20 protein-coding genes and 1 riboswitch are annotated in these 20946 nt (G+C 59.2%); of the genes, 17 read left to right on the top strand and 3 right to left on the bottom strand.

The genetic code is table 11. From position 1 onward, the window contains the following. Positions 1-518: 518 nt before the first annotated feature. Positions 519-3371, bottom strand: a complete 2853-nt coding sequence (gene rne, locus BN1121_RS15130; protein ID WP_043157505.1) for a ribonuclease E — start codon at positions 3369-3371, stop codon at positions 519-521. A gap of 419 nt (positions 3372-3790) precedes the next feature. Between rne and rluC the strand changes: the two genes are divergently transcribed. After that, the gene (gene rluC / locus BN1121_RS15125; RefSeq protein ID WP_005352627.1) at positions 3791-4735 is read left to right on the top strand and encodes a 23S rRNA pseudouridine(955/2504/2580) synthase RluC; all 945 of its coding nucleotides are present in this window, start codon (positions 3791-3793) and stop codon (positions 4733-4735) included. A gap of 251 nt (positions 4736-4986) precedes the next feature. Next, positions 4987-5072, top strand: a riboswitch (cyclic di-GMP riboswitch). 60 nt (positions 5073-5132) lie between these two features. After that, positions 5133-6548, top strand: coding sequence for an N-acetylglucosamine-binding protein GbpA (gbpA, locus tag BN1121_RS15120; protein WP_005352628.1), 1416 nt, complete (start codon positions 5133-5135; stop codon positions 6546-6548). Positions 6549-6598: 50 nt separating this feature from the next. Here the strand turns inward: gbpA and BN1121_RS15115 are convergent, their stop codons facing one another. Then, positions 6599-7180: a Maf family protein gene (locus tag BN1121_RS15115; protein ID WP_005352629.1), complete on the bottom strand. Its 582-nt coding sequence runs from the start codon at positions 7178-7180 to the stop codon at positions 6599-6601. A 117-nt stretch (positions 7181-7297) separates the two neighbouring features. Between BN1121_RS15115 and yceD the strand changes: the two genes are divergently transcribed. From yceD to BN1121_RS15040, 15 genes are all read left to right on the top strand, one after another. Continuing rightward, entirely contained in the window at positions 7298-7819 is a 522-nt protein-coding gene (gene yceD / locus BN1121_RS15110) for a 23S rRNA accumulation protein YceD (protein WP_005352630.1), read from the top strand. Between the two features lie 17 nt (positions 7820-7836). Next, positions 7837-8004: a 50S ribosomal protein L32 gene (gene rpmF / locus BN1121_RS15105; protein WP_005352632.1), complete on the top strand. Its 168-nt coding sequence runs from the start codon at positions 7837-7839 to the stop codon at positions 8002-8004. Between the two features lie 9 nt (positions 8005-8013). Continuing rightward, positions 8014-9033, top strand: a complete 1020-nt coding sequence (plsX, locus tag BN1121_RS15100; RefSeq protein ID WP_005352633.1) for a phosphate acyltransferase PlsX — start codon at positions 8014-8016, stop codon at positions 9031-9033. Between the two features lie 8 nt (positions 9034-9041). Further along, positions 9042-10001, top strand: coding sequence for a beta-ketoacyl-ACP synthase III (locus tag BN1121_RS15095; RefSeq protein ID WP_005352634.1), 960 nt, complete (start codon positions 9042-9044; stop codon positions 9999-10001). Between the two features lie 30 nt (positions 10002-10031). Beyond that, entirely contained in the window at positions 10032-10967 is a 936-nt protein-coding gene (gene fabD / locus BN1121_RS15090; RefSeq protein WP_005352637.1) for an ACP S-malonyltransferase, read from the top strand. A gap of 14 nt (positions 10968-10981) precedes the next feature. Then, complete coding sequence (gene fabG / locus BN1121_RS15085; RefSeq protein ID WP_005352641.1) at positions 10982-11716, top strand: 3-oxoacyl-ACP reductase FabG; 735 nt, start codon at positions 10982-10984, stop codon at positions 11714-11716. Between the two features lie 157 nt (positions 11717-11873). Next, positions 11874-12110 (top strand): acyl carrier protein, encoded by a 237-nt coding sequence (acpP, locus tag BN1121_RS15080; protein ID WP_005352645.1) that lies wholly within the window; start codon positions 11874-11876, stop codon positions 12108-12110. An 81-nt stretch (positions 12111-12191) separates the two neighbouring features. Next, positions 12192-13433, top strand: a complete 1242-nt coding sequence (fabF, locus tag BN1121_RS15075; protein WP_005352648.1) for a beta-ketoacyl-ACP synthase II — start codon at positions 12192-12194, stop codon at positions 13431-13433. Between the two features lie 65 nt (positions 13434-13498). Continuing rightward, positions 13499-14308, top strand: coding sequence for an aminodeoxychorismate lyase (gene pabC / locus BN1121_RS15070; RefSeq protein ID WP_005352650.1), 810 nt, complete (start codon positions 13499-13501; stop codon positions 14306-14308). Further along, positions 14301-15299: an endolytic transglycosylase MltG gene (mltG, locus tag BN1121_RS15065; RefSeq protein ID WP_005352652.1), complete on the top strand. Its 999-nt coding sequence runs from the start codon at positions 14301-14303 to the stop codon at positions 15297-15299. The genes pabC and mltG overlap by 8 nt, the downstream gene beginning before the upstream one ends. Continuing rightward, a complete protein-coding gene (tmk, locus tag BN1121_RS15060) occupies positions 15299-15925 on the top strand; it encodes a dTMP kinase (protein ID WP_005352655.1) in 627 nt (208 codons plus the stop codon). Before mltG ends, tmk begins: the two co-directional genes overlap by 1 nt. Then, a complete protein-coding gene (holB, locus tag BN1121_RS15055; RefSeq protein WP_005352658.1) occupies positions 15910-16857 on the top strand; it encodes a DNA polymerase III subunit delta' in 948 nt (315 codons plus the stop codon). Before tmk ends, holB begins: the two co-directional genes overlap by 16 nt. 12 nt (positions 16858-16869) lie before the next feature. After that, a complete protein-coding gene (locus tag BN1121_RS15050; protein WP_005352690.1) occupies positions 16870-17652 on the top strand; it encodes a TatD family hydrolase in 783 nt (260 codons plus the stop codon). A gap of 272 nt (positions 17653-17924) precedes the next feature. Continuing rightward, positions 17925-18953 (top strand): site-specific integrase, encoded by a 1029-nt coding sequence (locus BN1121_RS15045; protein ID WP_043157507.1) that lies wholly within the window; start codon positions 17925-17927, stop codon positions 18951-18953. 130 nt (positions 18954-19083) lie between these two features. Beyond that, the gene (locus BN1121_RS15040) at positions 19084-19341 is read left to right on the top strand and encodes a RepB family protein (protein WP_005352692.1); all 258 of its coding nucleotides are present in this window, start codon (positions 19084-19086) and stop codon (positions 19339-19341) included. A gap of 165 nt (positions 19342-19506) precedes the next feature. Here BN1121_RS15040 and rsmF read toward each other — a convergent pair whose 3' ends face one another. Next, positions 19507-20934, bottom strand: a complete 1428-nt coding sequence (gene rsmF, locus BN1121_RS15035; protein ID WP_005352693.1) for a 16S rRNA (cytosine(1407)-C(5))-methyltransferase RsmF — start codon at positions 20932-20934, stop codon at positions 19507-19509. Between the last annotated feature and the right edge of the window lie 12 nt (positions 20935-20946).

The following is a 20946-nucleotide window of genomic DNA, read 5'->3' as shown; positions in this document are numbered from 1 at the left end:
TCTGAGTTACCCCTTCATGAACGGACGACAGATGCCGATGGCCGTAGGAGGTGAAAGCCCGGTCGCAGCGAGCGGTGCACATGCACTGCCTACACTCAACATATGCCATCACGCACATTTCAGTTAACACTGTTTTATCCATCTGGTGCTACGTTGAGTCGGCCGTGATGTAAGTAGGTCGGTCGGGGCCTCGCGGGCATATCTGGTTCTATGGTGAGCAGGCTGATGGCGCGCACAGGGAGAAGATCAGGGACGGTGCAACACCTTGTGACGGGGCTTACTTGATTGCACATCGGTGCGAGGGCTCATCCGGCTGTGTTGATAAGCGTGGAGCAAGGTCAAGCCATGCTTAGTCGGTAAGCTTCCCACAGATCAGACCCTGGCTCGGCTGTGTTCTCAAGAGGGCTATCTCGACGATGTACAACACGAGCAGGGGGCGCAGGCCCGAGAGGCTAATTAAGGTAAAAAAAATCCCCGAGCATGGCTCGGGGATTTGATATGGCGATTGGAAGCCTGGTTTAGGGGCGACCTGCCGGACTGGTTGCATGCATCTGGGCTGCACTCAAACCACCGTGACGGCCAGAGCTCTCCACGCCATGGCGCACCAGGGGCGGATATTCTTGCGCCTCTTGTTGGGGCAGGGCCGGGGCCGGCTCCGGCTTGGCCATGGGTGCAGAAGCACGACGAGCCTTGGCCAATACGCCGGAAGATGCCACTTGCTTCGGTGCACTCTGGGTTTGTACGCTGGCAACACGCGCTTGCTCAACAGGAGCAACCTGCTCAGCCTTGACGTCAGTGGTGACAGACGCAACCGGAGCGGCAACCGGGGACTGCGCCGCAGGCACCATAACCGCCTCAACCACGGCGACCGGCTCGGCAGCAACCTGAGCTACAGGCTCTTCTTCACGCTGGCGGCGAGCATCTTCGTTGATCCGCTTACGGCGTTGCATGCCTTCACGAGGAGTACGTTCGCTACGCTCACGTTGACGGCGAGGACGGGATTCACTCTCTTCCTCGGTAACAACGGGGGCGGGGACGTCTGCCTGTACATGGGCCTGGGTTCCCAGTACCGGCTCCAACTCGGGTTGGAATTCACGGACGATGGGCTCGGCTACGACAGCAGGAACCGGCTCGGCGACAGGTGCGGCAGTCTCAACGACTTGTGCTACCGGCTCTACGGCCACTGCATTCTCGCTGACGTCGACACGTACCTGCTTGCGCATCTGACGGCGCTCGCGACGCTCGGCAACGCGCTGCTCTTTCTCAACACGTACGCTCTGCTCTTCGCTCACGGTCTCGACAGCTTGCTGCACCGGTTTTTCAACACGGGGCTCACGCTCTTGACGCGGAGCTCGCTCGGCGCGAGGTTCGCGCTCTTGACGCGGCGCTCGTTCAGCACGCGGCTCGCGCGGTTGGCGTGGCTGGCGCTCTTCACGGGGCTCACGCTCCTGACGCGGACGTTTGCTGCGCTCGTCGCGAGCAGCGTCGCTCTTTTGCTCTTCACTCGGACGGGCAGGGCGCTCGTCGCGGCGACGATCGCGGCGTTGCTCGTTGCTGCGCTCACCACGGGGCTGGCGCTCTTCACGTGGTTGACGGCGGCGGTTGTCGCTCTTCTGATGGGCCTTCTGCTCCGGCTCGGCGGCAGGCGTTGCGGCTGCAGCTTTCGGTTGAGTGGAACCAAACAGGGTGCCAAACAGGCGGCTCAGGAAGCCGGGTTTGGCCTCTACGGCTTCAACCTTGGCCGGGGCAGCTGCAACCGGAGCAACAGGAGCCGGCTTGGACGGCTGGCTAAAGCCCTGCAGCAGAGGTTGATCGCGTTCGACAACCTGCACCTGACGGGGCTGGTAAGTCGGCTTGACCACTTCGGTCTTGAGCTCGTAGCTGGCAGCTTCCGGGATCTCGTTCTTACGGATCCGGGTGACCTCGTAGTGCGGGGTCTCCAGATGCTGATTCGGGATGATGTAGACACGCACGTCGTTGCGCTGCTCGAGGCTGGCGATGGCGGCACGCTTCTCGTTGAGGAGATAGGCGGCGACATCGACCGGTACCTGGCCATGCACCTGCTCGGTGTTGTCCTTCATCGCTTCTTCTTCGATCAGGCGCAGGATGGAGAGTGCCAGTGACTCGTTGTCACGGATCACGCCCTGACCCTGGCAACGGGGGCAGATGTGGCTGCTGGACTCGTTGAGGGAGGGACGCAGGCGCTGACGGGACATCTCGAGCAGACCGAAGCGCGAGATGCGGCCCAGCTGGATGCGGGCGCGATCCTGATGCACGGCTTCACGCAGACGGTTTTCCACCTCGCGCTGGTGACGCACCGGGGTCATGTCGATGAAGTCGATGACAATCAGGCCACCCAGGTCACGCAGGCGCAGTTGGCGGGCGATCTCGTCGGCCGCTTCCAGGTTGGTCTGCAGGGCCGTCTCCTCGATGTCACCACCCTTGGTGGCGCGCGCCGAGTTGATGTCGATAGAGGTCAGTGCCTCGGTCGGATCGATGACGATACTGCCGCCGGAGGGGAGGCGCACTTCACGCTGGAAGGCCGACTCGATCTGGCTTTCGATCTGGAAGTGGTTGAACAGGGGCACTTCGCCCTTGTACTGCTTGACCCGGTTGATGAAATCCGGGCGTACCAGCTCGATGTGGGCCTTGGCACGGTCGAACACGGTCGGGTTGTCGATCAGGATCTCACCCACATCGCGACGCAGGTAGTCGCGGATGGCGCGCACGATGACGTTGCTTTCCTGGTGGATCAGCACAGGCGCGGCCACGTTTTCGGAGGCCTTGCGGATCGATTCCCAGTGGTTCAGCAGGACGTTGAGATCCCACTCCAGCTCTTCCTGGGACTTGCCCACACCGGCGGTGCGCACGATGAGGCCCATGCCGTCCGGCACGGTCAGCCCGTTCATGGCTTCCTTGAGTTCGGTCCGCTCGTCACCCTCGATGCGGCGGGAAATACCACCGGCACGCGGGTTGTTCGGCATCAGCACCAGGTAGCTGCCGGCCAGACTGATGAAGGTGGTGAGGGCTGCACCCTTGGTGCCACGCTCTTCCTTGTCGATCTGGACGATCACTTCCTGGCCTTCGCGGACCACTTCTTTGATGTTGGGACGACCTTGGTAGGAATAACCGGAGGGGAAGTAAGTGCGGGCGATCTCCTTGAGAGGCAGGAAACCGTGGCGCTCGGCGCCGTAGTCGACAAAAGCAGCTTCGAGGCTGGGCTCTACGCGGGTGATTTTGCCCTTGTAGATGTTGGCTTTCTTCTGCTCGTGTCCCGGACTTTCAATATCGAGGTCGTAGAGCTGTTGTCCGTCAACCAGCGCTACGCGCAACTCTTCTTCCTGAGTCGCGTTGATTAGCATTCTTTTCATTGAGTTCTCATTGTTGTGTCATGTGTGTTCCTTCACACGCTCCTGTCCTGCGCCGGCCTCGGGTCTACAGCATACGGTGGCAACCTCCCGGTTGGGGTACGCATGAGGCGCAACAAACTTGGGCGCATCGGTCATGCCCTGAAAATGCAGGGGATGAAAAGGATTCCAGTGTGAAGACAAAACGGTTTTGTGCACTGCGCTCACCCTGCTGCAACATCGCTCCTTGGCACAGGGACTTCGCTTGGCCTGACGGGCGGAATGGGAGATGAAACGCCCACGTTGTACAAGGCTTGAGCGGTCTTACAAAACCACCCTTATTATCCCATTTAAATCGGTTTCATAGCAAGGCAGCAATTTTCACGCTTTTTGCAAAAACAGAGCAGCCAAGGGGAGGGGGAGAGTGCTAGAATTCGCGCCCTATGACACAGATCACACAACAAGTGCAGCTGCTCACCATCGAGGCTGAGCATGAAGGGCAGCGCATCGATAATTTTCTCAAGACTCAGCTTAAAGGCGTTCCCAAGAGCCTGATCTATCGCATCCTGCGCAAGGGCGAAGTGCGCGTGAACAAAAAACGGGTCAAACCCGAGTACAAACTCGAGGTAGGAGACGAGGTACGTGTTCCCCCCGTGCGAGTCGCCGAAAAAAATGAGTTGCCGTCGGCCAATCTGGGCAGCATCCAGCGACTCGAGGCGCAGATCCTGTTCGAAGACGATGCCATCATAGTGCTCAACAAGCCTTCCGGCATGGCGGTACACGGCGGCAGTGGCCTCAGCTTTGGGGTTATCGAAGGGCTGCGTGCCCTGCGCCCGGACGCGCGTTTTTTGGAGTTGGTACATCGCCTCGATCGCGACACCTCGGGCGTGTTGCTCGTTGCCAAAAAGCGCAGTGCCTTGCGAAGCTTGCACGAGCAGCTGCGGGTGAAAACCATGCATAAGCAATATTTGGCCCTGGTGCGTGGCCGATGGCAGCCTCACGTCAAGGTGGTCACCGCACCGCTCAAGAAAAACGAGCTGCAGTCGGGCGAGCGCATCGTTCGGGTTAACGCAGAGGGCAAGCCCTCCGAGACCCGTTTTCGCATCGTGCGTCAGTTTGCCGAGGCGACCCTGATGGAGTGCAGCCCGATCACCGGTCGTACCCACCAGATCCGCGTCCATACCCAGCATGCCGGGCATCCCATCGCCTGCGATGACAAGTATGGTGAGGCTCAATTTGATGAGAAGATGCGCGAGAAGGGGCTCAATCGCCTCTTCTTGCACGCCTTGCGTTTGACCTTTGCCCATCCTGCCGACGGGCGCGAGATCAAGGTTGAGGCCCCGTTAGGGAAGCAACTGGACGCCTTCCTCGACAAGCTGGATAAATAGCCTGATACGGCTCTCACGACTCATCCCTGATGAGACCTGAGAGCCGCACATCCTCTCTTGTCTGCTCTTTCCCTCCGCTTCTTCATGCCGATACGCACCCGTTTTATGACAATATTTGTCATATAAATTCAATGGGTTATGTATTTAATAGCGGTTTTGCATCCCGCTGTCATATCTGTCATTGATTAACTGTTCTCACATGAGATGCTGCGACGGTCGAACAAGGTCGCTCGTCGGCGTGCACGACGGATCCGGTCACTTGGCAAACTGACTCTCATGGTCAGGACGCAGAGCCTCCGGTCTAACGGCGTAAGCCCAGGATAGCGGGGCTGCCATCACCTACGAAGGAAGGTGAGGCCAAGTGACTGTCTTTCAACTCATTTCATGCGAGGAGTATATGACAGCCACCCATTTCAGATCCCTGGCACTGCTGTGTGCATTAAGCGCGAGCACCCAGGTGCTGGCCCACGGTTATATTAGCCTCCCCGAATCGCGCAGTTATCTGTGCAAGAGCGGCGGAAATATCGAGTGTGGCGCCATCCAGTGGGAGCCACAGAGCCTGGAGGCCCCCTCTGGTTTCCCTCAAAAGGGGCCGGCCGACGGACAGATAGCCTCGGCCGGTCACAAGCAGTTTGGTGAGCTCAACACTCAGACCAGCGATCGCTGGACCAAACGGGAGGTGAGCGCCGGTCCCTTTGCGTTTACCTGGACTTTCACCGCCAACCATGTCACTCGTCATTGGCGCTACTACCTGACGCGCCAGGAGTGGGATCCCAACCGACCATTGACGCGTGATGCCTTTGAGCTTACCCCCTTCTGTGTCATCGACGGTGGCATGAAGCAACCGCCCAAGGTGATGACCCACAACTGCACCCTGCCGACTCGCACCGGCTATCAGCTGATCCTGGGCGTATGGGAGGTCGGGGATACCAGCAACAGTTTCTATAACCTCGTTGACGCCCGCTTCCAGGGAGGCGATCAGCCACCGCAGCGGTGGCGCCAGGGCGGCACTCTCTATCCATCAGTCGATCTGACCCCGGGGGATCGGGTGCTGACCCGGGTGTTTGATGCCGCCGGCGAGCGTGGCGATCTGCAAACCGAGCTCACCATAGCGAGCGACGAGCAGGGGCTGAAAAACAACTGGACCCACGCCCTGGCGGGCCGCATCAATGCCGAGCAGGCCAGCATCCGCGCCGGGCAGCAGGGGGGCGATGGCACCTTCAATCCCGTGTTCGGTCAAAACCCTCTCTATCTCAAGCAGGGTAGTGGGCTTGAGCGGGTCGAGATCCAGATTGAGCAGCGACAGCCGCCAGCCGGCCAATCACTCACCGTGAGTGGTGTCGCGGGCGATCTGATGCTTGATGGCGGCAAGCTTGCCCTCGACGTCACCGTGGCGGTACAGGGGGAGATGGCAGTGAGCGCCACCTTGTACGATCACGCAGGGGTGGCCCGCGGCCAGTTGAGCGCCGAGCTGCGCGATGAACAGCGCGCCTTCACCCTGGTGCTGGAGGGATTGAGCGCCGGTCACCATCAGTTGGTCGTGAAGGGGGTTCCCAAAACGGGTGGTGAAGCGCAGCAGCAGACCGTCGACCTGATGCTGAGCGAGCCGGCGCAGAGGTACGACTACCGCTTCCCTGAGGGTCTCAAGGATTATGTTGCCGACACCCGGGTGCTACAGCCCAAGGATGGACGCATCTACCGCTGCAAGCCGTTTCCCTATAGCGGCTATTGCATCCAGTGGACCAGCAGTGCCACACACTATGAGCCAGGAATAGGTTCGCACTGGCAGAGTGCCTGGGATTTGGTTGACTAGCCGTCTATCGCAAAGAGAGGCCATTGGGCCTCTCTTTCATCGTGGTGGGGTCAGGGGAGAGAGAGACCGTGATGCTCAAAGAGCTCCACCAGTCCGATCAGGGGGAGTCCGATCAGGGCATTGGGGTCACGCCCCTCTAGCGCTCGAAACAGGGCGATCCCCATCCCCTCACTCTTGAAGCTTCCAGCGCAGTCATAGGGAGTCTCGGCCAGCAGATAGCGGGTGAGCGCCTCGTCGTCGAGAGAACGAAAATGGACGGTGAAGGGCTCAACCAGAGAGTGCACTTCCTGATTTGCGGCATTGATCACGCATAGGCCGGTGTAGAAGATCACCGACTGCCCCTGGGCGGCTTTGAGCTGGGCCAGCGCATTTTCGAAGTTGCCAGGCTTGCCGAGAATGCGGCCATCGCAGACACACACCTGATCAGAGCCGATCACCAGGCCGTGATCACGATCGGCGGCCACCGCTCGAGCCTTGTCGATGGCCAGGCGCAACACCAGCTCAGTCGCTCCCTCATAGGGCTGTGGTCGCTCATCGACATCGGGCGCTTCGGTGTCGAACGACATCCCAAGTTTGGCCAGCAAGGCTGCGCGATAACGAGAAGTGGAGGCGAGGATCACTTTTTCTGGCATACTGTTATTCCGATGAGGGCAGGTCCCGGCATTCTAGGGAGTTGTGCGTTAAAAATCATCGCAATATATGGTTTTTCCTTTGACTATAACCTCTTGGAACTATATCATTCGCGCCCTATGCAAAAGGTGAAGTTGCCCGTTAAGGTTGATCCGGTCCGTAGTGCCTTGAAGCTGCTCGACTATGTCGGGATAGTGGAAAAGTCGCAGATGCCCAGGCTGGAGGAATCAACCGCAGGCTTGCTCGGTGATGTGGATGTATCGCTGCACTTTGGCAAAGATGTCCAGAAGCTGACCGTTATGAAAGGCACTGCCCATGCCGAGGTCAATCTGGTTTGCCAACGTTGTGGAGAGTCGTTTACCCACCGCTGCGAAGCCGAATTTGTCTACACTCCGATGTTCGAAAGGACTGACGAGGAAGAGCTGCCGGAAGCTTATGAGCCCATTGAATTGGATGAAAACGGCGAGATAGACCTTCATCAAATCCTCGAGGATGAACTCATCCTCGCCCTGCCACTGGTACCCATGCATCCTATGGATGAGTGCCCGAGAGGGAAGATGGAGATGAGCTTTGGTCATATTGAACCTGCTGATGAGCGTCCGAATCCCTTTGCAGTTCTTGAAGAACTCAAACGTAAGTGAATTAGGAGTTAGCCTAAATGGCCGTACAACAGAACCGTAAAACCCGCTCCAAGCGTGGCATGCGTCGTTCCCACGATGCCCTGACCGCTGCTGCCCTGACTGTTGATCAGACCAGTGGTGAAATCCATCGTCGTCACCACGTGACTGCTGATGGTTTCTACCGTGGCAAAAAGGTTATCGCCTAAGGCGAGCCCTTGTCTGCGCTCACCGTTGCGTTAGACATGATGGGGGGAGACAACGGCCCCCCGGTTACAGTGCCTGCCTCCGTGCAGGCACTGTCGCTTATGCCCCAGCTCCACCTCGTGCTGATTGGTGATCTCACTCGTTGTCAGTCGCTGCTTTCCCGGCATGGCTTGCTTCATCATCCCCGCGTACGTCTTCTCCACGCCAGCCAGGTGGTTAGCATGGGGGACAAGCCTATTCATGCCTTGCGTCATCTGAAAGACTCCTCCATGCGTCTGGCGCTCGACCTGGTCAAACAGGGAGAGGCCGATGCCTGCGTCAGTGCCGGTAACACTGGCGCCCTGATGGCGATGGCAAAGTGCGTGCTCAAATCGCTCCCTGGCGTAGACAGGCCTGCCTTGGTCAAGGGGTTGCCCCATATCCAGGGCGGACGCACCTATCTGCTCGATCTGGGGGCCAACGTCAGCTGTGACGCCGATAGCCTGCTGCAATTTGCCGTCATGGGGGCCGTGGTCGCCGAGCGGGTAGAGGGGATCTCCCATCCCAGGGTCGCGCTGCTCAACGTGGGGGAGGAGGAGATCAAGGGCAACGATCTGGTGCGTCACAGCGCCGAACTCCTCGGCCAGTGCCCGGCGCTCAACTATATCGGTTATGTCGAGGGCAACGAGCTCTTCACCGGCAAGGCCGATGTCATCGTGTGCGACGGTTTTGTGGGCAATGTGGCCCTCAAAACGGCCGAAGGGGTGGCGCGCATGATGGGCCGCATGGTGGGTGTGGAGGGCGCGAAACGCACTTTTCTTGGCCAACTCGCCTCATTTCTGTTCAAACGACGCTTCAAAACCCTGAACCCCGACCAGTATAACGGCGCCAGTCTGTTAGGATTGCGCGGTATTGTGGTAAAAAGTCACGGCAGCGCCAATGAGCGCGCCTTATGTCATGCGATCATGCTGGCTGCAGAAGAGGTCAAAGCACAACTCCCTGCCCAGATAGCCGATCGCCTGGAAACTGTCCTCTCCGACAGGGATCAATAAACACACATATGCATAGCAAAATTCTGGGAACCGGCAGCTATCTGCCCGTTTCGGTGCGCACCAACGCCGACCTCGAACAGATGGTGGAAACCAGTGACGAGTGGATCGTGGAGCGTACCGGTATTCGCGAACGCCGTATCGCTGACGAAGGCGAAACCGTCGCCAGCCTGGGCTATAAGGCGGCGCTGCGTGCCCTCGAAGCCGCAGCCCTGACCCCTGCCGATCTCGACATGATAGTGCTGGCCACCACCAGCGCAGAGAATGCCTTCCCCGCCGCCGCCTGTGAGCTGCAGGCCATGCTGGGTGTCACCACCATACCCGCGTTTGATGTGGCCGCCGCCTGTGCTGGCTTCACTTATGCGCTTTCCATCGCCGATCAGTTCGTCAAGTCCGGTGCGGCGCGTAACGTCCTGGTGGTCGGTGCCGACGTGTTGTCGCGCATGTGCGATCCGAGCGATCGCAGCACCATCATTATTTTCGGTGACGGGGCCGGGGCTGTAATCATTGGCCGCTCTGACACGCCGGGCATCCTCTCGACCCATCTGCACGCCGATGGGCGCTATGGCGATCTACTCAAGCTGCCCCAGCCGCGTCGCGGCATGAGTGGCACCGAGATGGAAGCCTACATGTATATGAAGGGCAACGATGTCTTCAAGGTGGCAGTGACCCGCCTGAGCGAGATCGTCACCGAGACCCTGGACGCCGCCGGTATCGCGCCAAGTGAACTCGACTGGTTGGTGCCGCACCAAGCCAACTTTCGCATCATCAGCGCCACCGCCAAGAAGCTCGGCATGAGTCTTGACAAGGTGGTGTTGACCCTCGACAAGCACGGCAACACCTCTGCCGCCTCGGTGCCCATCGCCCTTGATGAAGGGGTGCGCGACGGTCGCATTCAGCGCGGCCAGCTGGTGCTGCTCGAGGCGTTTGGTGGCGGCTTTGCCTGGGGCTCAGCCCTGGTCCGCTTCTGATCCCGATTTCCTCTTCGCAAGGAGTTTGACATGACTCAATTCGCTATTGTCTTCCCGGGGCAGGGTTCCCAGTCCGTGGGTATGTTGGCCGAGCTGGCCGAGCAGTATCCCGTCATCAAAGAGACCTTCGCCGAGGCCAGCCAGGCCCTGGGTTATGATCTGTTTGAACTCGTTCAGCAGGGTCCTGCCGAAGAACTCGGCAAGACCTGGCGCACCCAGCCTGCCCTGCTGACCGCCTCGGTTGCCTTGTGGCGCCTGTGGCAGGCGCAAGGTGGCGCGCAGCCGGCCGTGATGGCCGGTCACAGCCTGGGCGAGTACTCCGCCCTGGTGTGTAGCGGTGCACTGGCCTTCACCGACGCCGTCAAGCTGGTTGAGCTGCGTGGTCTGGCCATGCAAGAGGCGGTACCGGAAGGGACCGGCGCCATGGCCGCCATCATCGGTCTGGACAATGACGCCATCGCCGCCAACTGCGAGCTGGCGGCCGAAGGCCAGGTGGTCTCCCCGGTTAACTTCAACTCCCCGGGTCAGGTCGTCATCGCCGGTCACAAGGAGGCCGTCGAGCGCGCCAATGCCCTGATGAAGGCCTCCGGTGCCAAGCGTGCACTGCCGCTGCCGGTCTCGGTGCCGTCCCACTGCGCCCTGATGAAACCGGCTGCCGAGAAACTGGCCGCCGCCCTCGAGCAGATCGAGGTCAAGAGCCCGGCGATCCCGGTTATCAATAACGTCGACGTGGCGCGCGAGAGCGATCCGGTTGCCATCAAGCAGGCGCTGGTTCGCCAGCTCTACAGCCCGGTACGCTGGAGCGAGAGCGTGGTAGCCATGGCCGATGCCGGCATTGATCTGACTATCGAGATGGGCCCGGGCAAGGTGCTCACCGGTCTTGCCAAGCGCTGCGACGCACGCGTCGAAGGGATCCACGCCAATGATACGACCTCTTTCGAGGCGGCATTGGCCAAGGTTAATTAAGCAGGAGTAACAAGATGAGCTTTACTGACAAAGTCGTTCTGGTGACCGGCGCCAGCCGTGGTATTGGCCGCGCCATCGCCGAAGCCTTTGCCGAGCGTGGCGCCAAGGTGGTGGGTACCGCCACCAGCGAGAGCGGCGCCGAGGCCATCAGTGCCTACCTGGGCGAGCAGGGCTGCGGCCTGGCGCTCAACGTGACCGACGCCGCTTCCGTTGAACAGGTGCTGGCCACCATCAAGGAGCGCTTCGGTGATGTGGACATCCTCATCAACAACGCCGGCATTACTCGCGATAACCTCTTGATGCGAATGAAAGATGATGAGTGGAACGACATCATCGAGACCAACCTCACATCTCTCTATCGCCTGAGCAAGCCGGTGTTGCGAGCCATGATGAAAAAGCGCTATGGTCGCATCATCAGCATCGGGTCCGTGGTTGGCATCATGGGCAACGCGGGTCAGACTAACTATGCCGCCGCCAAGGCGGGTCTGGTGGGCTTCACCAAGGCCCTGGCTCGTGAAGTGGCCTCTCGTGGCATTACTGTGAACGCCGTTGCGCCCGGATTTATCGAAACCGACATGACCCGGGCCCTGAACGACGATCAGCGTGCCGGCATCATGAATCAGGTTCCGGCCGCTCGCCTGGGTGATCCGAAAGAGATCGCGGCGGCGGTCGTCTTCCTGGCATCCGGCGACGCGGGTTACATCACAGGCGAGACCCTGAATGTTAACGGCGGGATGTACATGGTGTAACCATTTCGTCGCTATTTCTGGTCAATATGATGATTTTACGACGACGTTCGCGTATTTTCGTGGTTTGACCAGAAGCAAGTTGCTTGCAAACTCACGTCAATTGAATAAACTACTGCAACCAGACGCAATTGCGTATTTTTAAAGGAAAATTCAGGTCATGAGCAACATCGAAGAACGCGTAAAGAAAATCATCGTCGAGCAGCTGGGCGTTAAAGAAGAAGACGTCAAGAACAGCGCTTCCTTCGTCGACGATCTGGGCGCTGACTCCCTGGACACCGTTGAGCTGGTAATGGCCCTGGAAGAAGAATTCGATACCGAGATTCCTGACGAAGAAGCCGAGAAGATCACCACTGTTCAAGCGGCTATCGACTACATCAACGCCAACCAGGAGTAATTTCTCCTGTGTTGCGAGAAGCGGCCTGCGGGCCGCTTCTTCTATCCTGATTCCCCAAAATTCCCCTCGGAGACTACCTCAGTGTCTAAACGCAGAGTCGTTGTGACCGGCCTGGGCATGCTTTCCCCGGTAGGCAACAGTGCCGAAACCAGCTGGCAAGCCTTGCTTCAGGGCCAGAGCGGTATCACTCATATCGAGCACTTCGATACCACCGATTTCCCCACCCGTTTCGCCGGTCTGGTCAAGGATTTTGACGCCGAAGCCTATGGCATCAGTCGCAAGGATGCCCGCAAGATGGATCTCTTCATCCAGTATGGTATCGCGGCTGGTCTGCAGGCCATCGAGGATGCGGCGCTCGCCATCGACGAGAGCAATGCCGAGCGGATTGGCGTTGCCATTGGCTCCGGTATCGGCGGTCTGGGCCTCATCGAGGCGAATCACGAGAGCCTGACCAAGGGTGGTCCGCGCAAGATCAGCCCCTTCTTCGTGCCGTCCACCATCATCAACATGGTGGCGGGTCACCTCTCGATCATGAAGGGGATCCAGGGCCCGAACATCGCCGTGACCACCGCTTGCACCACAGGCACCCATGCTATCGGCATGGCCGCCCGCATGATCGCCTATGGTGATGCGGACGTGATGGTCGCCGGTGGCGCCGAGAAGGCCTCCACCCCCATGGGGATGGGCGGCTTCGCGGCGGCCAAGGCGCTCTCCACCCGCAATGACGAGCCGCACAAGGCGAGCCGTCCGTGGGACAAGGAGCGCGATGGCTTCGTACTGGGTGACGGCGCCGGTGTGGTGGTGCTCGAAGAGTACGAACACGCCAAGGCGCGCGGCGCCAAGATCTATGCCGAGCTGGTTGGTTTTGGCATGAGCGGTGACGCACACCACATGACGGCGCCCCCCGATGACGGCAGTGGTGCCGCCCGCGCCATGCAGGCCGCCATCAAGGATGCCGGCATCGATGCAGCCCAGATCGGCTACATCAATGCCCACGGCACCTCCACCCCGCTCGGCGACGTGGCCGAACTGCGCGGTGTGAAGAAGGTGATGGGCGAGCACGCCAAGCAGGTAATGGTCAGCTCCACCAAATCGATGACCGGTCACCTGCTCGGTGCCGCCGGCGCCATCGAGGCCATCATCACAGTGCTGGCGCTGCGCGATCAGATAGCGCCGCCGACCATCAACCTGGATAATCCGGACGAGGAGTGCGACCTCGATCTGGTCCCTCACGTGGCGAAGAAGGGGACGTTCGAGTATGCACTCTCGAACTCCTTTGGCTTCGGCGGGACCAATGGCTCGCTGATCTTCAAACGCGTATAATCGTCCGAGGGCGATCACCATCAAGCCCGATACCCCTGGTATCGGGCTTTTTTATCGGAGGCACAATGTCACTCATCAATGGCAGGAAGCTGGATCGAGTGGAGGTAACGGATCGCGGCCTAGCGTATGGCGATGGTCACTTCACGACCATGAAGGTGGTCGACGGTCGCATCGAGCGCTGGGAGGCGCACCTCGCCAGGTTACAGAAAGGATGCCAGCGCCTTGGCATTGTCGCGCCAGACTGGTCGCAGCTGGCGGCGAGTCTGCACGATGAGATAGCCGGGGTTGCGCTGGGTTGTGCCAAGGTGATGATCACCCGTGGCAGCGGCGGACGTGGCTACTCGCCCGCGGGCTGCCACGATACCCGCTGGATCGTGACCCTCTCACCGTTTCCCGAACACTATCTACAGTGGCAGAGCGAGGGGATCGAGGTGGTGGAGTGCCGGCAACGGGTTGCGGATCAGCCTATGCTGGCGGGGATTAAGAGCCTGAATCGACTCGAGCAGGTGCTGCTGCGACAAGAACTTAACGAGTCGAATGCAGTCGAAGGAGTAGTACTCAGCACGCGCAATGTGCTGGTCGCCGGTGTCAGTGCCAATCTGTTTTGGCGTCGTGACAAGACGGTGTTTACGCCGGATCTCTCTCATGGGGGAGTGGATGGCGTGATGCGCCGAACCGTCATGGGGATGCTCAAAGAGATGAGTATTGAGCTGCGCACGGTGGAGGCTCCATTGGAGTCGCTTTGGCATGCGGAAGAGGTGTGGATGACCAATGCCCTGATGGGTGTGGTGCCCGTAACCCGCATCGCCCAGCAGAGCTATCCCATCGGCGCGGTGGTTCGTTATTTACAGGAGCGTTTATTAATTGATGTCTAAACGACTCAAGGGGATCGTGGCCGCGACCTCCCTGCTGTTGGTCCTTGGCGGCGGTTACGCCTATCGGGAATACAGTGCCATCGAGCGTGCCGTGATCGAAGGCCCCACCCGCCTGTTCACGGTGGAGAAGGGGGATCATGCCAGCCGTATCATCGAGACGCTGGCCGAGGAGCATCTCTCCGATTGGGCGGTTCGCCTCTGGCTGCGCTTTCACCCCGACCTGGTACAGATAAAGTCCGGTACCTATGAGGTGAAAGAGGGGGCGCGGCTTACCGAGGTGCTCTCCCTGTTTGCCTCAGGCAAGGAGTTCATGTTTAACCTCACCTTCGTCGAGGGTTCCCGTTTCGAAGAGTGGCGCAAGCAACTCAATGCGGCCCCTTATCTGGAGCGTGTGAGCCGTGAGCAGAGCGATGAAGAGCTGGCCCGCGAGCTCGGCATCGAGAGCGGCAAGCCGGAGGGGTGGTTCCTTCCCGAGACCTATGCCTATACCAGCCACAGCTCGGATCTGGCGATTTTGCGACGCGCCCATCAAGAGATGGAGCAATTCCTCGAGCAGGCCTGGGAGAAGCGTCAGGCCGATCTTCCCTACAAGAATGCCTATGAGGCGCTGGTGATGGCGTCGATCATCGAGAAAGAGACCGGCCAGCCGAATGAGCGACCGCTCATCGCTTCTGTGTTCGTCAACCGGTTGCGTTTGGGGATGAAGTTGCAGACCGACCCCACGGTGATCTACGGGGTCAAGGATCGCTACGACGGCAATATCCGCAAGGCCGATCTCACCGACAACAACCCGTTCAACACCTATGTGATTAACGGTCTGCCACCCACGCCGATCGCCATGCCGGGCAAGGCCTCCATCGAGGCGGCGCTCAATCCGCTCAAGAGTGACTACCTCTATTTCGTGGCCAAGGGGGGCGGGGAGCACTACTTCTCCAAGACCCTGGCCGAGCATAACCAAGCCGTGCGCAAATACATTTTGAAGAAGTCCTGATGTCGAAATTTATCGTAATCGAAGGTCTGGAAGGGGCGGGCAAGAGCTCCGCCGTGGCCTATGTCACCGATTGGCTCAAGGCCAACGGCATTGCCGATATCGAATGCACAAGAGAACCGGGTGGCACTCCGCTTGCGGAACGAATGCGTGCCATCGTGAAAGAGCCCCATGACGAGCAGTTGACCATCGAGGCCGAGCTGCTGCTGATGTATGCCGCCCGGGTGCAGCTGGTTGCCAACCGGATCAAACCGGCCCTGGCACGCGGTGCCTGGGTAGTGGGGGACAGGCACAACCTCTCCTCGCAAGCCTATCAGGGGGGAGGGCGCGGCATTGCTGCCGAGCTTATCGATGGTATCAAGCAGGCGGTGCTCGGCGACTTCAAGCCCGACCTGACCCTCTATCTGGATATCGACCCTGCACTGGGGCTTGCTCGGGCGCGTCACCGTGGCGAGCTGGACCGCATCGAACAAGAGCAACTCCCGTTCTTCGAGCGAACCCGGGAACGTTATCTCTCACTGGCCGCCACCGATGCGTCGATCCGGGTGATCGACGCCAGCCTGAGCCCGGAACTCGTTAAGGCCGCTATTGAGACGGAACTAGAGCGCAGCCTATGTATCCCTGGCTGATCCCCCAGTGGCACTCCCTGCTCGAGGTCGCTCGCGGCGGTCGGCTGGGCCACGCCTGGCTGTTACTCGGTGATGAAGGGTTGGGAAAGGAGCAGTTGGCCGACGCCCTCGCTCAGCGCCACCTCTGCCAGCAATTGGTGGATGACCACCCTTGCGGCCATTGTCACGCCTGCCAGTTGCTGGCCAAGGGGCATCATCCCGATCTGGGCCGGGTTGGCCGCGAGGGTAAGAGTATCGGGGTCGACCCGGTGCGCGCCCTCTGTCAGCGTCTGGGTGAGAGCCCTCAGCTGGGGCGTGGCAAGGTGGTGATCATCGAACAGGCTGAGCGGATGACCGAGGCCGCCGCCAATGCCTTGCTCAAAACGCTGGAAGAGCCTGCCGGTAACAGCCTGATCCTGCTCTTGGCGAGCCAGTCCAGTCGCTTGCTTCCAACCATACTCAGTCGCTGCAACAAACATCTGTGCCCGATCCCGGCGGAGTCGCTCACCCTGCGTTGGCTCGAGGAGCAGGGCGTTCACGCCACGCCAAGCCAGGTGCGGATCTGTCAGGGGGCGCCGCTACGGGTCAAGGCCTATCTGGAGGAGGGCGGTGACGACGAGCGGCGTAGTCTGCTGGAGCAACTTTGCCGGCTTTCCCGTCACCCTGCCGAGTTACCGGGACTGGCCACTCGCATCGCCAACGATCTCGAACGTCACTTGCCTTGGCTGCAGCTGCTGATTAATGATGCCCTGAAGTTGCAAGCCAGGTGCCCCATCGAGCAGCTCTCCATGCCGGATCTCTCGCTTCCGCTGTCCGAGTTGGCCGAGAGTCGCTCCAGCGAGTTGCTGCTACATGCTCAGACTCAATTGCTGAGCGTGCGTGAAACCTGTCAACCCGGTCAGCTGGTTAATCCCGCCGTTCATCTTCATAAGTGGCTAGGCCACTGGTTATAAAGCGAAATTTTCATGTTACTCGTCGACTCACACTGCCATCTCGATCGTCTCAGCTATGGGGACAAACAGGTCGATATCCCCTCCGTGCTGGCCAAAGCGCAGGAACGGGGGGTCGGTTATTTTCTCTGTGTCAGCGTGACCCAGGATCAATTCCCTACCATGCTCGAGGCGATTTCTCCCTATCCGAATGTTTTCGCCTCCTGTGGCGTTCATCCGCTCAATCAGGAGCCCGGGGTGGATGTTGCACGGTTGCGTGTTCAGGCCGCAGATCCCAAGGTGGTGGCCATCGGTGAGACCGGGCTCGACTACTACTACTCGCCGGAAAACAAGACGGTGCAGCAGGAGTCGTTTCGCGAGCATATTCGTATCGCAAGAGAGCTGAACAAGCCCCTTATCATTCACACTCGAGATGCCCAGGTCGATACCCTGCGGATCATGGCAGAGGAGGGGGCCGAGCAGGTCGGTGGCGTACTGCACTGTTTTACCGAGTCCCTCGAGATGGCGGAAGCCGCGATGGCCATGGGCTTTTACATCTCCATCTCCGGGATTGCCACGTTCCGAAATGCCAAGGCATTGCAAGAGGTCGTGCGTGCCTTGCCCCTCGAGCGCCTTCTGGTCGAAACCGATGCCCCCTATCTGGCGCCGGTTCCCCATAGAGGTCAGGAGAATGAACCGGCCTTCGTGCGCGATGTCGCTCAGTTTGTGGCCGATCTAAAAGAGGTCTCTCTGGATTCTCTGGCACAACACACGACGCGAAATTTCTTCGAGCTCTTCACGCTCGCAAAGCAGAATTGAAAGAGGGGGCATCAGATGCCCCCTCTCTTTTTATATCAACAGGAGTTGTGACCCTCTCTCGCCGTTATTCCCACTCTCGTTATCTCTCACTCGTGGGGACGTTTGTCTTGGAGGACGGTTGATGGTTTCGCTATTCGTTGTTGGATATCCCGGTATGTCTCACGGGTTGTGTTACCAGCATCTTTAGTATCGATAATATTCATTATCGATAGTTGATCTTCTTTATTGATCCGGTAGGATCCTCATTAGATTCAATAAAAACATGATGTTACATGTCGCTATCCACTACGCTCAGCACGCAGGAGAGGGGGTTACAGAGTGCCTTCGATCCCGGACTCAACGAACGTGCTCGCCGTTTCTTACGCAGTGCAAAAGCCAATTCCACCCTCAATGCTTATGAGGCCGATACCCGCATTTTTGTGACCTGGTGTCAGCTAAACGGACTCAATCCATTGGCCGCCAGCCATCTGGAGATCATGAACTTTTTGGCCGATCAGGCTGACGGTGTCTTGGCGCATTGGGTCTGGCTTGATAAGGAGCGCAGCCGGGGCGAGCTTCGCAGCGGAGCGCCGCGCAAACCGGCCACTCTGGTTCGACGGTTGGCCGGGATCCGTTATGCCTTTCGCCAAAAAGGGATCCACCCCTTGCCGACGGAGCACAGCGATATCAAGGAGATGATGCGTGGCATAGTGCGCCTCGGTGATACACAAAAGGTAAAAACCGGGGCGCTCACCAAAGAGCCGCTCACTCGCGTGCTCGAGTGTATCGATACGCGAACCCTGGCTGGATTGCGCGACTATACCCTGCTGCTTCTCATGTTTGCCGGTGCGCTTCGTCGCTCCGAGGCGGCTCGTCTTACCCTGGATGATTTCCATTTTAGCCGTGATGGTGTGGTGCTCAGGATTAAACCCAGCAAGCACCAACTCAAAGAGAGCGAGATAGCCCTGGTCAGAGGGGGAAGGCACTGTCCGGTCACTGCGTTGGAGCGCTGGCTCCGCCAGGCCAGGATCACATCGGGCCCACTCTTTTGCCGGCTGACGCGTTGGGGTGAGTTGACACCGGATGCGCTGGGGCCACAGGGGATCAACCTTATGATCAAGCGGCGCAGCGCCAATGCGTTGGATGGGCTCGAGGTCAGTGGCCACAGTCTCAGGCGGGGCTTCATCACATCGGCCGTGACCGCCGGCAAGCCTCTTAACAAGATCATCGAAGTGACCCGTCACAGAGACATCAGAACCCTGCAGGAGTATTTCGATCAGGCCGATCGCTTCCGGGATCACGCCATGACGGGGCTGCTGTAGTGCTGGCCCAACGCTTACATCATCAATTCGCAACCACCTATATTATGGTAAATTGCAAATCATTGAATAAAAGGGATAATTGCGACGTAGTAGGGGAGAGGCCCCTGATGAGTGGCGTGAGAGATAACCCATGACCGAAATGATCATCGACGGTATCGAGTGTGAGAATGAACCGCGTCGAGAGGCGCTTGATAGCGCGACCCGGCAGCGGCTACATGTCCGGCGCAAGCAAGAGACTCATGCCCGTCTGCAATGTTGGATCAGCCGTCGCCATGCCAACCGCTTAGCGGTGCTGGTCGAGCGACTGGAAGATTCTCAGGCGTCACTCATAGAGCAAGCTATCGATCTGCTTTATGAACAAGAGCTTTCCGACCAGCAAGAAGGCTAACTATGGATGAAAAAAAGCCAGGCACGAAGTCCATGTACCTGGCATAGGGGAATTGGCTCCTTGCAGAGCCGTGCGCTAACTGGATGTTCGGGACATCATTAACGCAAGCATAGCCAGAAGAGGTGAGATTGCCACTTTCGCTGCATTTTTAAACTAGCGCTGTAATCACAGCTCGAAGAGGTTGCCGTCGCGCACCAGATCGCGTGGCAGGCCATTTTTCAGGCGGTTGCCCACCCATTTGCCCAGCCCCAGGGCATAACCCTGATAACGGACGACCACGTCACCCTGGCCACTTTCCCCTTCGGGGCGCACATCGCGTCCCATCATGTATTCCCGGGCCAGCTCCACATCGAGCTCCAGTGTGCCCCGGCTAGCATCATCCCCGTAGGCCAATGCCCACTCGTGAGTGAGGCGATATCCCTTCTTGAAGGTCTCGGCCAGTTTGAAGCCGATGCGATCGAAACGAATCTTGCCGATGACCCGCTCTACCGGCTCGGGGAAGAGCCAGATCTCTCCATCGCGGCCATAGAGCTTACCGCGCAGGGCTATCCCATATACCTGCTCAATTTCGCTGCGCAGCGTGTCGCCTTCCTTGGGCGAGAGGGGGGAGAAGGGGAACTTGCCGAGCTTGCCCGGCTTGAAGATATCGTTGGGCACGCTGGCGTGTTTGCGAAGACGTGCCACGAAGAAGCCTTCGCTGTCGTAGATCTGGGGCCAGATGTGCAGATAGCCCTCGGCGGTGCAGGCACGATCGGCCCCCGGGAAGAGATCAGCAAGGGATTCAAAGGAGAGGGCGTCGCCGAAGCGCGTCTTGATGTGCTCGCACACCTCCTGATTCTCCTGATGGCTCAGGGTGCAGGTGGAGTAGACGATGACGCCGCCGGGCTTCAAGGCATGGAAGGCGCTCTCGAGCAGGGCCTTCTGAGTGGTGGCGATGTCATTGATGCTCTCTATGCTCCAGTTGCGCAGGGCATCCTCATCTTTACGCAGTGTTCCCTCGCCAGAGCAGGGCGCATCGAGCAGAATGGCATCAAATGTCTCGGGTAACCACTGACCAAACACCCGCGCATCGAAGTGGGTAAGGGCCACGTTGGTGACACCACAGCGCTGAATATTGGAGAAGAGCCCCTTGATCCTACTGGCCGAAAATTCGTTGGCGATCAACATGCCGCGATTGCCCATGAGTGCCGCCATCTGGGTCGTCTTTGAGCCTGGGGCGGCCGCCGCATCGAGCACCATCTCGGCTTCCTCAAGGGCGCCCTCCAGTGCCGTGACTGGCATCATGGAGCTCGCCTCCTGAATGTAGAAGAGACCGGCCAGATGCTCGGCGGTGTTACCCAGGGGCACGGTTTCAGACTCGGGCCTAGTCAACCAGAAACCCGTGTTGCACCAGGGGACGGGCTCGAGATGCCAACCGCGGGCCTGCATGCGCTCGACAAAGGCCGCGACCGAGATCTTGAGGGTGTTGACCCGGATGCTGCGGCGCAGCGGGGTACGACAACTGGCCAGAAACGCCTCCATGGAGAGGTCGCTGGGCATGATCTTGGCAATATGGTCGATGAAAGCGTCGGGAATATAGCTGTTCTGGTGCACGAGTCCGGCTCT

It is taken from the genome of Aeromonas diversa CDC 2478-85, from assembly GCF_000819805.1.
GTDB classification, from domain to species: Bacteria; Pseudomonadota; Gammaproteobacteria; order Enterobacterales; family Aeromonadaceae; genus Aeromonas; species Aeromonas diversa.
This window is presented reverse-complemented; position numbering and strand designations above follow the sequence as displayed.